12 protein-coding genes are annotated in these 12,205 nt (G+C 43.2%); 10 read left to right on the forward strand and 2 right to left on the reverse strand.

Annotated elements, in window-relative coordinates; translation table 11 throughout:
• Positions 1-11 precede the first annotated feature (11 nt).
• The 3 genes from licT (at position 12) to C161_RS13635 (ending at position 4,899) form a co-directional block, all read left to right on the forward strand.
• A complete protein-coding gene (licT, locus tag C161_RS13625; RefSeq protein WP_036670718.1) occupies positions 12-842 on the forward strand; it encodes a BglG family transcription antiterminator LicT in 831 nt (276 codons plus the stop codon).
• A gap of 211 nt (positions 843-1,053) precedes the next feature.
• Entirely contained in the window at positions 1,054-2,943 is a 1,890-nt protein-coding gene (locus C161_RS13630) for a beta-glucoside-specific PTS transporter subunit IIABC (RefSeq protein WP_036670719.1), read from the forward strand.
• Positions 2,944-3,429: 486 nt separating this feature from the next.
• The gene (locus tag C161_RS13635; RefSeq protein ID WP_036670720.1) at positions 3,430-4,899 is read left to right on the forward strand and encodes an Msr family ABC-F type ribosomal protection protein; all 1,470 of its coding nucleotides are present in this window, start codon (positions 3,430-3,432) and stop codon (positions 4,897-4,899) included.
• Positions 4,900-5,041: 142 nt separating this feature from the next.
• Here C161_RS13635 and C161_RS13640 read toward each other — a convergent pair whose 3' ends face one another.
• Positions 5,042-5,632 (reverse strand): biotin transporter BioY, encoded by a 591-nt coding sequence (locus C161_RS13640; RefSeq protein ID WP_036670721.1) that lies wholly within the window; start codon positions 5,630-5,632, stop codon positions 5,042-5,044.
• A 112-nt stretch (positions 5,633-5,744) separates the two neighbouring features.
• Between C161_RS13640 and C161_RS13645 the strand changes: the two genes are divergently transcribed.
• The 5 genes from C161_RS13645 to C161_RS13665 all read left to right on the forward strand — a co-directional run bounded on the left by C161_RS13645 (position 5,745) and on the right by C161_RS13665 (position 10,174).
• Positions 5,745-6,599: an energy-coupling factor ABC transporter ATP-binding protein gene (locus tag C161_RS13645; protein WP_036670722.1), complete on the forward strand. Its 855-nt coding sequence runs from the start codon at positions 5,745-5,747 to the stop codon at positions 6,597-6,599.
• Positions 6,584-8,347: an ATP-binding cassette domain-containing protein gene (locus tag C161_RS31545; RefSeq protein ID WP_051449720.1), complete on the forward strand. Its 1,764-nt coding sequence runs from the start codon at positions 6,584-6,586 to the stop codon at positions 8,345-8,347. The genes C161_RS13645 and C161_RS31545 overlap by 16 nt, the downstream gene beginning before the upstream one ends.
• 159 nt (positions 8,348-8,506) lie before the next feature.
• Entirely contained in the window at positions 8,507-8,806 is a 300-nt protein-coding gene (locus tag C161_RS13655; protein ID WP_036670723.1) for a hypothetical protein, read from the forward strand.
• Between the two features lie 166 nt (positions 8,807-8,972).
• A complete protein-coding gene (locus tag C161_RS13660; protein WP_036670724.1) occupies positions 8,973-9,548 on the forward strand; it encodes a GNAT family N-acetyltransferase in 576 nt (191 codons plus the stop codon).
• 44 nt (positions 9,549-9,592) lie between these two features.
• Positions 9,593-10,174 (forward strand): GNAT family N-acetyltransferase, encoded by a 582-nt coding sequence (locus tag C161_RS13665; RefSeq protein ID WP_036670726.1) that lies wholly within the window; start codon positions 9,593-9,595, stop codon positions 10,172-10,174.
• A gap of 117 nt (positions 10,175-10,291) precedes the next feature.
• Here the strand turns inward: C161_RS13665 and C161_RS13670 are convergent, their stop codons facing one another.
• Positions 10,292-10,651 (reverse strand): MerR family transcriptional regulator, encoded by a 360-nt coding sequence (locus C161_RS13670; protein ID WP_036670727.1) that lies wholly within the window; start codon positions 10,649-10,651, stop codon positions 10,292-10,294.
• Between the two features lie 102 nt (positions 10,652-10,753).
• Here C161_RS13670 and C161_RS13675 point away from each other — a divergent pair, with 102 nt between their 5' ends.
• Together C161_RS13675 and C161_RS13680 are read left to right on the forward strand one after the other, a co-directional pair.
• Positions 10,754-11,464, forward strand: a complete 711-nt coding sequence (locus tag C161_RS13675) for an SDR family NAD(P)-dependent oxidoreductase (RefSeq protein ID WP_036670728.1) — start codon at positions 10,754-10,756, stop codon at positions 11,462-11,464.
• 258 nt (positions 11,465-11,722) lie between these two features.
• Complete coding sequence (locus C161_RS13680) at positions 11,723-12,193, forward strand: GNAT family N-acetyltransferase (protein ID WP_036670729.1); 471 nt, start codon at positions 11,723-11,725, stop codon at positions 12,191-12,193.
• The last annotated feature ends 12 nt before the right edge of the window (positions 12,194-12,205 follow it).

Raw genomic sequence — 12,205 nt, forward strand, 5'->3', positions numbered from 1 at the left:
GGGGGATTGAAGTGAAAATAGCAAAGGTTATCAACAATAACGTCATTAGCATCTATCAGGCGGATGGAGCAGAGCTTGTGGTGATGGGACGTGGGATTGCCTTTAAGAAAAAGCCGGGGGATAAAGTAGAAGAGACCCGCATCCAGAAAGTATTTGCATTGAAAAACAAACAAACTTCCGATAATTTCAAAATGTTGCTGCGGGAAGTTCCGATGGAACTGATTGAAATTGTGGAAGAGATTATCACTTATGCACGTGAGAATCTGGGCCGAAAGCTGAATGAGAACATCTATGTATCTCTTACAGATCATATTAACTTCGCCATCGAACGTTATCGGGAAGGCGTGGAGATTAAGAACGCATTAATGTGGGAGATCAAACAGTTGTACAAGTCCGAATTCGAACTCGGTCTGAGGACGCTGGAACAGATCAACACCCGAATGAATATTGAGCTTCCACCCGATGAAGCCGCTTTTATTGCTCTTCATATTGTTAACGCAGAGATGAACGAAGAAGTTATTACAACGATGAATATTACGAAGTTTATCCAGCAGATTATTAATATAGCGAAATATCATTTCAAAATGGAATTTGATGAGGACTCTCTCAGTTATTTTCGCTTTATCACACATCTGAAGTTCTTCTCCCAGCGTGTGCTCAGTGGTACGCATTACGACAACAACTATGATCATTTCTATGACATGATTAAGGAGAAACATCCGGATGCCGCAGCGTGCATGGAGAAAATTGAGTTGTTTGTCAAAAAAGAGTACAACCATGAGCTGACCAATGAAGAAAAGTTGTATCTGACGGTTCATATCGAACGAGTGGTTAATCGATAATATTTAAATGTTGACAAAAATGGTTTTATTATAATAATATGTGATTAACAGGAATTGAATACGATTTAACTGGGATTGTTACTGGTTATGCAGGCAAAACCTAAGTCATGAGAAGGTCAGGACCATTGTGTCCCCTTGCTCAAGGCTTAGGTTTTTTGCGTGCAAAAAAATCGGTAAGAGGCCTGTTTGAGAAAAAGTGGGGGTGCAGATCATGAGTCAAGAGAAACTGGCCAAAGAGATTGTAGAATTGGTTGGCGGTGAGAAAAATGTGGAATCGCTGGTTCATTGTGCAACACGATTACGGTTTGTATTGAAGGACGATGCCAAGGCAGACAAAGCCAAACTGGAGAAAACAGAAGGCATCATCGCAGTCAAAGAAAACGGAGGACAGTTTCAGGTGGTTGTTGGTAACAAGGTGCCTGAAGTCTATAGTGCCATTGGACAGATCAGTAACATTCTGGACGATTCGTCAGATAAAGAAAAACCTCGCAAAGCAGCCAAAGGGCTCGGGGGGATTATCGATATCATATCCAGCATCTTTGCACCACTTCTGGGTGTTATGGCGGGAGCCGGTATTCTAAAAGGGTTATTGTTGATTGCAAGCAATATTGGATGGCTGGAAACGACAGAAACAACATATACAATCCTGTATGCAGCAGCAGATAGTCTCTTTTATTTCCTGCCTCTGTTGTTAGCGGTTACAACAGCACGTAAATTCCAAGGAAATATGTTTGTCGCGATGACGATTGCAGGAGCGCTAATCTATCCGTCCATCGTCGCGTTGAAATCAGAGGGAACACCAACGGATTTCTTCGGTATCCCTGTCATTTTGATGAACTATTCATCTACAGTTATTCCTATCATTTTAGCTGTCATTGTCATGAGCAAGTTGGAGAAATTCTTTAATAAAACACTTCACGATAGTGTGAAAAACTTTGTTACGCCATTATTTTTGCTAGTGATTATGGTACCTCTGACACTGTTGGTATTCGGACCATTTGGCGTATATGTAGGTAATGGAATTGCAGCCGGGCTTGTTGCCGCTTTTGGATTCAGTCCATTGCTGGCTGGAGCTGTTATGGGTGCAAGCTGGCAGCTGCTCGTTATATTCGGAATACACTGGGGTCTGATCCCAGTATTTATCAACAACGTTGCAGTGTATGGACAGGATGGGGTTAAACCGGCTGCGACAGCTTCGATCTTTGCCCAAACAGGTGCTGCTTTTGGGGTTATGTTGAAAACCAAGAATAAAAAACTGAAAACATTGGCGGGATCATCCACGTTGACGGCTTTGTTCGGTATTACGGAACCGGCCATCTATGGGGTAACATTACCACTGAAACGTCCATTCATTGCAGGAGTTATCGGTGGTGCAGTTGGTGGAGCTATCATTGGTCAAGCGGGCACATTGGCATTTGCATCTGGCGCACCGGGACTACTGACCTTGCCAATCTTCTACGGACCAGGCGGACAAGGTTTCCCAGGATTGATTCTGGGTATCGTAGTATCGTTTGTTGTTTCGGCTGTACTGACGTACATCATGGGCTTCAAAGATCCGGTTGAAGAAGAAACAAAATCCGAATCTACGACATCCGCTCAGCAATCTGTTCGTGCAACGAATGCTTCGGACGAAAATGTATTTAGCCCAATCGAAGGAACGATTGTTGAATTGTCGGAAGTTCCAGATCCGGCCTTTGCATCGGGAGCAATGGGTAAAGGGATTGCGATTGAGCCAACTGTGGGCAGAGTTGTAGCGCCTTTTGACGGCACAGTTACCGTTGCATTCAAGAAAAAACATGCCTTGGCTGTAGTATCAGACACCGGTGCTGAGATATTGGTTCACGTGGGAGTTGATACCGTTAAATTGGACGGACAGCATTTTGTCTCCCATATCAAGGAAGGCGATCGGGTCCAAGCGGGAGATCTGTTGCTTGAGTTCGATATTGCACAGATTAAGGCTGCTGGTTATCATACGGTGACACCTATTATTGTAACCAACTCAGCCAACTACGAAGAAGTGATTCCGCAGGCTACAGGTCGGGTTAGTAGCCAAGAGCTTCTATTAAAGTTAAGTAGCGGTAATGTTCAGGAACAAAAGTAGATTGATGTACTAATCTGATGGCTAGTGTTTTCATCATTCCGTTGACATGGTGGAATTGGAAAATTATAATTGGAATTGTACATCTATACATGATAATGAAAGGTGGATTATTGAACATGACACATGCGATGAGACTGCGCTTCCTTCCTTTGAATCGGTAATTGAATACGTTCAAAGGCTCTGACTATTGGTTCAGAGTAAACGGGATCAGTCTGTCATTTTCAATCATCCTGACCTTAAAATAAGTGTTATACTCGCTTTCCCGTTTACGTTGAATCACAGGCCGTGGCCTGTGATTCTTTGTTTTTCTTCTGATTATCTTAATCAGTTAAATAATTAGGTAAAGGCGCTCAATACAGACTACTGGAGGTAACCGCTATGATGACGTTACTGTTCTATTGATACGAGCTGGCACGATAAGCTCGTATCGATAGAAGTGTGCTTCGCTATCGATACGAAATAAATCTTATTTCGGAGGTAGCGAATATGGAAAAGATATGTTTTGAATTAGAACAGGTTGAGATGACCTATATGGATAAAGTAATACTGAACATTGAGCGACTGGCTGTGCATCAACTGGATCGCATTGGTGTAGTAGGTGGTAATGGTCAGGGTAAAAGTACATTGTTGAAACTCATTGCGGGGCAGATCCAACCAACAGCCGGAAAGATAAAACGTCATGCTGAGTTTGGTTATTTGGAACAAGTGGAACCACCCCAGTCTAACGAAAGTATCGAAGTTGACGGGGCTTTACTCAGTAAATTAGCGATTCTTCAACATGATAAAGCATGGAGTGGCGGAGAACAGACCCGTCTAAAACTGGCTCAAATGTTCACTCATTATCATGAAGTACTGTTACTGGATGAACCAACGACACACCTGGATCAAGCGGGCATTACATTTTTACTGGATGAATTGCGTTATTATTATGGGGCGCTTGTGCTGATCAGTCATGATCGTGCGGTTCTGGATGAACTGGTGACCACGATCTGGGAAATTCATCAAGGTGAGGTTCGCGTATATTCCGGCAACTATAGTGATTATCAGGCACAGAAGAGGCTGGAGCGTGAACAACAAAACCAGGCCCATGAACAGTTTTCTAAAGAGAAAAGACGATTGGAGCTGGCCGCGCGGGAAAAGATGAAGAAAGCCGAGAAAATAACGCAGGCCGGAAGCATGTCCAAAAAAGAATCCAAGGCAAAAACAAACCGTATGGTTGAAACAAAATCCAAAGGCACCAGTCAAAAAGCGGTGCACCGCGCAGCCAAAGCGATTGAACAGCGGATGCAACAACTTCACGAGGTAAAAGCGGTGCAAGAGGATCGTCCTATAATCTTCCGTCAGCCAAAGACACTGGAGCTGCACAACCGATTTCCGATTATGGCAGATCGCCTTACACTTGAGGTGGATGGAAACATATTGTTGGAGGATGTAAGTTTTCAAATTCCATTAAAACAAAAAATAGCGATAACCGGAGCCAATGGCAGTGGGAAAAGCACATTGCTTAACCATGTTTTCCATGTGGGAGATCAGATCACAATGTCTCCAAAAGCAAAGCTCGGTTATTTTCAGCAAATGAGCTATCGTTTCACGACAAAAGAGACCGTATTACAATTCCTGAAAAATCGTTCGGAATATGAGGAATCTGAGCTGAGAAGTGCGTTGCATGCGATGCAGTTTACAGGTAATGACTTGCTGAAGAATGTTGGGACATTAAGTGGAGGAGAAGCGATTCGTCTTCAATTATGTCACTTATTTCTTGGACAATATAACATTCTATTGTTGGATGAGCCGACGAACTTTCTTGATATGCATGCATTGGAAGCATTGGAGCGTTTTATTAAGGTGTATGAAGGAACGATTCTGTATGTATCTCATGATCAGAGGTTTATTGAAAATACAGCGGATCAACAATTTCAGATTACAGAGCGTCAATTAATTCAGGTGAATATATAAGTTGAACTTAAGAAGATTTACACGGATCACTCCGATGATAGAATAACCTTCGAGGAAGAGAAGTAACGAAAACCGCCAAAGTGATTTTGGCGGTTTCGTCGTTTTCAAAGATAGGCAGATTAGTTACCTTATGTAGCTTCTATTAAGAATTCGCCTTTATAACCGTGGAATGCATGTTACCTGTGAGACGTTGAGGGGGGAAAACCATGCGCACTGGCGCAATGATGATGGCAGCAAATACAGCCTTGATCAGATCCCCAATTATGTAAGGATAAAACCCTTGAATCATGGCCTCAGGTAGGTCCATTTTGTAAGCATAAGCAAGCCAAGGGACGCCCGATACATACACGAGCAGTGAACCAAATAGTTCAAATACAACAAAAGCGAGCATGAATCCTGTGACACCTTTGATGTTGATTCGTGCAAGTAACAGTCCAATTAATAATGCGGAGATCGGCCACATCATCACATATCCTCCGGTAGGTCCAAGCAGTACTGCAAGTCCTCCGGTCCCGTGTAGCAAGGGGAATCCAAGAGCGGTGAGCAGAACAACCATCGTGACACTTAGAAAACCATAGAGTGGACCAAGTAATCCTCCGGCCAGCATGACAGCCAAAGTTTGTAATGTTATCGGTACTGGGGAGAAGCCAATGGGAATGCTTATGTAACCAAAAAGTACTAAAATTGCGGCCATAAGTGCGCTGAATACAATGCCTCGCAAAGATAATTTCATGTTTGAACAATCCTCTCCATTTTGGTAATATGATTGTTAACCAATTATATAAATGTGGTTAACGATTAGGATCGTACCACATAACAATAGAAAGGGAAAGGACTAATTTACGATGCAAGGCAACCTGCCTATAATTACATTAGAAGATGTTCGAGTGCATTATGCTTCCGAAGGTAGTCAGGTGAGGAAAGCACTGGACGGGGTTTCACTTACGCTGCACCAAGGAGAATGGATTAGTATTGTAGGAGCGAATGGCAGTGGGAAAAGCACACTTGCTGGACTACTGATCGGTTTCATTCCGCTATCGGGAGGGGTACGGAATATCTCGGATGAAATTACCGTTCGGGGCGTACTGCAGCAACCGGATGCTCAGGTACTTGGCGATACGATTGAAGAGGAGTTTCATTTTGCGCTGTCACCATTGATGGAATCTGTAGAAGAGCAATTGGAGCACAGGCAAGATGCATTACATACCGTAGGACTTCAATATCCCCCGGAGAAGGCGGTCTCACAATTATCCGGGGGACAGAAACAACTGCTTAATATTGCTGTAGCGCTCGCAGCCAAACCGGATATATTGATTCTGGATGAGCCAACAGCCATGCTTGATCCGGGAGCAAGAGACCGTATCGAGGCCATCGTTCAGAAGATTACCCAGCGGGGGACAACGGTGATCTGGATTACACACCATCTGGAGGAAGCAACCCTGTGTGATCGAATCATTGCTATGGAGAGGGGACGTTGTGTGTACAACGGGACGCCGGAGTCCTTTTTCTATGAAACAGAGTTGAATGAGAAGGCTACTCGGGAAAATGTACAGCTATCTCCCTGTGAACGGTTAGGATTGGACCCTCCTTTTACTGTAAAAACTGCGTTATTGCTCAAGCAAAAAGATATGATGCCAGAAGCCATGCCACTGCGACCTGAGCAACTGGCCAAGGAGGTCGCACGTTGGAGATCGAGCTAACCAATATACGTATAGAAGCATCGGCATCGGGCAAACGTGCACTGCTTGAAGATGTAAGTGTACAGTTGAACAGTGGGGAAATCACCTTGCTGCTGGGCTGTACGGGTTCAGGAAAAACGACTTTACTACAGACGTTGGCTGGTCTAAGACCGCCCGATACTGGAAGTATCACATTGGATGGCACTCCTTTCTGGAAAGAAGGAAAAGTGCCGCAGTCGATTTTATTGCAAATGGGACTATTGTTTCAATTTCCGGAACAACAACTGTTTGCCCGAAGTATTCAGCGTGAATTCTCATATTCTCTGCGTCCCTATCGACTTTCAGAGAAACAGCAACAAGAGCAGATCACAAAAGCACTGAACGAATGGGACCCGCCAGTATCCTCGGAGTTGGACCGACGTTTTCATCTGGACAGGTCGCCATTTGCTCTAAGTGGGGGAGAGAAGCGCAGGCTAGGTCTTGCTCTCGGAAGTGTGACCAATCCACACTGGCTTCTGCTGGATGAGCCAAGCGCCGGGTTGGAAGCGCAAAGTGTCGGGCTTTTGCTGGATGTACTGGAGCAACATCGTCTGGCAGGTGGTGGGGGCGTGGTAGCAACCCATGATCTGGATACATTTTTGCCTTGTGCGGATCGAGTATTATTGTTGCAGGAAGGCCGTCTAATCGCCGATCTTACTCCGAGAGAACTTCACAAAAGGCCTGAACTGCTGGAGCAGACAGGGATTGGACTGCCACCATCGATGAGACTGGTACAGCAGTTTAGAGCAGCGGGTCTTGAGCTGCCTTTGACCGCGATGACGCCAGAGGAGATGGCTGAAAGTATTGTTCATTCCACGTCAGTTAAGGTGGGGATTCAGAACGAATTGAAAGAAGCATCAGCGACGGTAACGATGGAAGTCAAGAGCGATGTAATGAAATATGAAAAAGAAGTACTGATGCTATCGTCCATTAAAACGGAAGATGATCCAAAGCTTCTTCCGAACACCTTGACTCATTCAGGCGGATTATATGGCATTATGGACCCGCGTCTGAAATGGATTTTGTATATTTTGCTGGTCACCGCAGCTATGCTTCAACAGCGATGGCTGGGATTGACGTTAGCACTGGTGCCGGTAGCAGCAGCACTTGCCGTGCTCCCGCGTCAGACTTTGGCTGGATGTATGAAGTTAATGAAGCCATTATTATTCTTTTTCATCATATCAACGGCGTTATCTGGGACAACTCTTTCAACAGAGGGAGGAGGTCTGCACTTTGGCTTTTCCCTGATGCAGGCGGAGGGTACTTTGCTGAATGTGTATCGTTTGTTTATCGTCACATTGGCAAGCCTTTGGTTTTCGTTGACGACACCTTATGGGCGAATGGTAGAAGGGCTTAACTGGGTACTCGGTATCGGTAAAAAGATCAGGTTGCCCGTAGCTTCGTTTGCTCTTGCTGTATCGTTAATCTTTCGGTTTATCCCGATGATCTGGAGTGAGTGGCAGCGATTCTCACTGATCGTGCGGGCACGTGGAAAGGCGGCTTTAAGACCAAATACCGTTCGAATTCGTGACCTGGGTCCGATGGTGATTCCCTTGTTAATGGCACTGTTCCAACGTGCGGAGGATATGACCATTGCGATGGAAATGCGTAAAGTTAGAGAGCACTCTACGCTCGGAGGACGTTCATCATTATTGGTATGGTCCAAACGTGATACCTGGATTAGCCTCGCTGGCCTCATTGTTTTTGTACTTTTAATATGGATTCGCTAATGGTGATGGCGATGATTAACGTGATTAATCCGGTGATGAATAAGACGATGGATTAGAACCATAAACGCAGTGTTTTCCAAAGATCATGCATAAATGCGTTTGTCCTCGCTCACAATAAGTGGACGTTGGTCATCTGAAGTTGATCAGGAGGGATAAACGATGAAAGATAAGTTTTTGCGTGAAGAACGGCAAGAATATACCGATGTGTCTACGGTGGAGTCGCAGCGAAACGATATCACACTCGAAGAATTCCCGGAGGGCCCTTACGGTTCATCTTTACTATCCGAGTCTCTTGGGAAAAGTTCTCCGTGGCGGGTGGACCAGCGGTCTGCACATCGTTTTGATTATGAAAATCATGAGCTTCACGAGGGAGACGTACGGGATTATCCAGGTCAGGATGTTTTTGACGAAACGGTTCCGGACAACTTATCCAAGCCTCAATATACGGAAGAATCGTAATGAGATTTTGATATAAAATAGAGCGTAGCCTCCAACAGGTTTTTCCTGTTCGGGGGTTATTTTCGTTGTGTTTAATGAAAACAAATCTCCTCCAATTCCACAATATGGGTTATTATATTTGTAACTCGAAGTAAAAATTTGGTTGAATATGCGGGGGGGACTTGGAATGAGAGAGATCGATTATAGTCAGTATTTCTGGCAGGATGATAAGATCAGACTACGTGCTTTGCGTGAAGAAGATTGGGAGGATCATTATTATAACCGCTTTGATACACCTGCCCGTCGGTTATTGGAGTGTGCAGTAGAGTTGCCGCCAACCCATGTTGAAGCGAAGAGTTTCACGGAAAACTTCTCTGATTTTTCTTTAACCAAAGGAAGGATCATGTTTACAATTGTAAATATGGATGGTGAAAATGTCGGAGGTGTGAATCTGAACAGCATTGATGAAAGGAACGGTACCTTTAGCATTGGCATTCAAATTGACAGGGATCATCGAGGAAAAGGATACGGGACCAGAGCCGTTCGAATCTTGTTGAAGTATGCCTTCTTCGAGCGCAGGCTCAACAAATTTAATGATTATGTACTCCAAGGAAATGAACCTTCCGCAGCGATGATGAGAAAACTTGGATGTGTTCAGGAAGGTGTGCGTCGCCAAGTGATCTATACGGATGGAAAATACCAGGATCTGATCCTCTTTGGATTAACCAAAGATGAGTTTATAGAAAAAGATGGCCTTGTTTGAAGTAAAGCTAATAAGCTGAAATTAAGTGTGTAGTAGGAGGAATTATGAAGCAACTCATACAAACTGATGAATTAATCATCGATTGCAAGGATATTTATTTGCGTGAGTATAGAACTGAGGATTTGGAAAAACTGCAAGAAATTACGTGGCAACCTGAGGTGTATGAATTCCTACCGGGATGGAACGCTACAATTGAAGAGAGGACCCTGTGGCTGACTGAATATGAAATCCCTGAGAATCAGCGTTTTAAACAAGCAGTGATGGCGGGAGGGGATATTGGAGAGTTATGTTTACGTATGGCTATCGTACTCAAAGAAAATGATGAGTTCATAGGATGGTGCTGCTCAGGCATTAAGGACGAACTGCCAGCACCCAATCGGGAGATTATGTACGGTATTTCGAAACACTTCAGAAATCGTGGTTACACCACGCAGGCGCTCAAAGGAATGACGGAGTATTTGTTTGAACATACAAACGTGGAAGTGTTAAATGCCATCGCTTTGACTACCAATCCAGCATCTAATAAGGTGATACAGAAATGTAATTTTGAACGGGTCAGCTCGATCGAGATCGAGGATGAAAAGTATAACCATTACCGCCTGCGTAAGGGCGAAGATCATTTTTGATTGAACTTTTAACCTCATTGTAATTCGCTATAAGTTTCAACATTTCAGATCAGGTTAGACAGTTAATGCTGGCTGCCTGATTTTTTCTGTCATTTAGTTTATAGGACAAGGTTTCTGTTAATAATTTTCCCCTCGATAATAGCGCTCCAGTTTGTTATCCAAATGAACAAGCTGCGCTTTTTTCTCCTCAATATCATTCAGCAACTTTTGCTTTTGATCCTCAATCAGCTTGGTTCTTTCCTTCAAAGTGGAGGTTCCTTCATTGACCTGATCATAATACTTTTTGATGTCTTCCACACTCATCCCGGTTTCGCGAAGGCATTTGATAAAAACCAGCCAGTTCAGATCATCCTCCAAATAAAGACGGTTATTCTGATCATTTCGTGCAGCAGGTTTCAGCAGTCCCTTTCTTTCATAAAAGCGGATCGCTCCAATGGAGATTTCAACTTTTTTTGCTACTTCTCCAATCGTTAACATGTTAATCCCCCTTTTTATAAAAATAATTTGACCTACACTAAGTGTAGCATAGTAACTTATACATTGTTAAATATAAATCAAATTATGGAAAGAAGGATTCGCATGAAAAAGACTGTCTTTGTAACCGGAGCGAATAAAGGAATTGGATATGAAATCGTAAAGCAGTTGGGTGAAGCAGGTTGGAAAGTTATCCTCGGCGCACGTAGTGTTGAACGGGTTGAAAGAGCTGTTTCAGAATTAACTTCCAAGGGGTTAGATGTAGAATTTGTACAGATCGACATGTGCGACTTGAAGAGCATTGAGCAGGCAGCCGATACGATTCACAAGAGTTATCCTGCAATAAATCTTCTGATCAATAACGCGGGTATGCCGGGTGCTTTCTCTCATTCCTTTACGGATACAAAAGAGGAGGATCTACGGAACGCCTTTGAAGTGAACTTTTTCGGCACCTTCCGTTTGAATCAGCGGTTGTTCCCATTAATCAAAGATAATGAAGGCACAATCATTAATGTATCAACTGACATGGCTTCTCTGGACCATATGCAAAATGCGGAATTTACTTTAAATGCCTTCGACTATAATTCATCCAAAACGGCCAACAGTGCCATGACACTTTCGATGGCTTATGAAGTGAAAAACAGCAGGGCGCAAGTCTTTGCAGTAACGCCCGGATTCACATCAACAGATCTTAATGGCAATGCCGAAGGTGGTAAATCAAAAGAAGCCGGCGCTGCGATTATCGTGGGTTATGCGACGGATGGTAAACGCCATAACGGAGAATTCCTAGATGAAAATGGCGTATACCCTTGGTAATCCAACGTTCGTACTGGATGATCTTGTTCCCCGGATGATAGCGGAAAGTTAGATGAAGTATTGGCGTGGTTCCGTTACTTAGATATCAAGGAATATGAGAATACAACGTCGAATAAAAAAATGATAGTTTATCTTGTTTGTATGCTGTAAATGAAACAAACACCAAACGTAGACGAACATCTTTTTTGTACTAAGTTAACAGAGCATGTACTATAAATCCTGTCTCTAACAAGCGTATCAATCGGAGGTATATATTTAATGGAGGTTTCACTATATAAAGCAGATTTAAAAGATGCAGTGACTATTCATGAAATGAAAGTCAAAGCATTTATGCCCTTATTGGAAAAATATCAGGATTTTGCAACAAGCCCCGCCAATGAAACCGTAGAAAGAATTATTACTCAAATCAATCAATCTTTCACAGATTATTTCATAATTCATCATTTTGAGGTTGCTGTTGGTGGAATCAGAGTAGTGAAAAAAGATAATCATATCTATAGTATTAGCCCAATTTTTATACTGCCAGAACATCAAGGAAAAGGAATTGCTCAAAAAGTCTTTACAATGGTTGAGCAGATATATGATGATGCAAAGTCATGGAAATTAGGTACCATCTTACAAGAGAAAGGGAACTGTTATTTGTATGAAAAGATAGGCTACAAAAAAACGGGTGCAACAAAAGCAATTAACGACAAAATGACAATGGTATTTTATGAAAAGCATATATAAGCTTCAAATCCT

It is taken from the genome of Paenibacillus sp. FSL R5-192 (genome assembly GCF_000517845.1).
Classification (GTDB): domain Bacteria; phylum Bacillota; class Bacilli; order Paenibacillales; family Paenibacillaceae; genus Paenibacillus; species Paenibacillus amylolyticus.

Excerpts from the sequence above, each read along its gene's own strand:
- C161_RS13630 (WP_036670719.1), top strand. The coding sequence starts at position 1,054 with ATGAGTCAAGAGAAACTGGCCAAAGAGATTGTAGAATTGGTTGGCGGT.
- C161_RS13635 (WP_036670720.1), top strand. The coding sequence starts at position 3,430 with ATGGAAAAGATATGTTTTGAATTAGAACAGGTTGAGATGACCTATATG.
- C161_RS13640 (WP_036670721.1), bottom strand. The coding sequence starts at position 5,632 with ATGAAATTATCTTTGCGAGGCATTGTATTCAGCGCACTTATGGCCGCA.
- C161_RS13645 (WP_036670722.1), top strand. The coding sequence starts at position 5,745 with ATGCAAGGCAACCTGCCTATAATTACATTAGAAGATGTTCGAGTGCAT.
- C161_RS13655 (WP_036670723.1), top strand. The coding sequence starts at position 8,507 with ATGAAAGATAAGTTTTTGCGTGAAGAACGGCAAGAATATACCGATGTG.
- C161_RS13660 (WP_036670724.1), top strand. The coding sequence starts at position 8,973 with ATGAGAGAGATCGATTATAGTCAGTATTTCTGGCAGGATGATAAGATC.
- C161_RS13665 (WP_036670726.1), top strand. The coding sequence starts at position 9,593 with ATGAAGCAACTCATACAAACTGATGAATTAATCATCGATTGCAAGGAT.
- C161_RS13670 (WP_036670727.1), bottom strand. The coding sequence starts at position 10,651 with ATGTTAACGATTGGAGAAGTAGCAAAAAAAGTTGAAATCTCCATTGGA.
- C161_RS13675 (WP_036670728.1), top strand. The coding sequence starts at position 10,754 with ATGAAAAAGACTGTCTTTGTAACCGGAGCGAATAAAGGAATTGGATAT.
- C161_RS13680 (WP_036670729.1), top strand. The coding sequence starts at position 11,723 with ATGGAGGTTTCACTATATAAAGCAGATTTAAAAGATGCAGTGACTATT.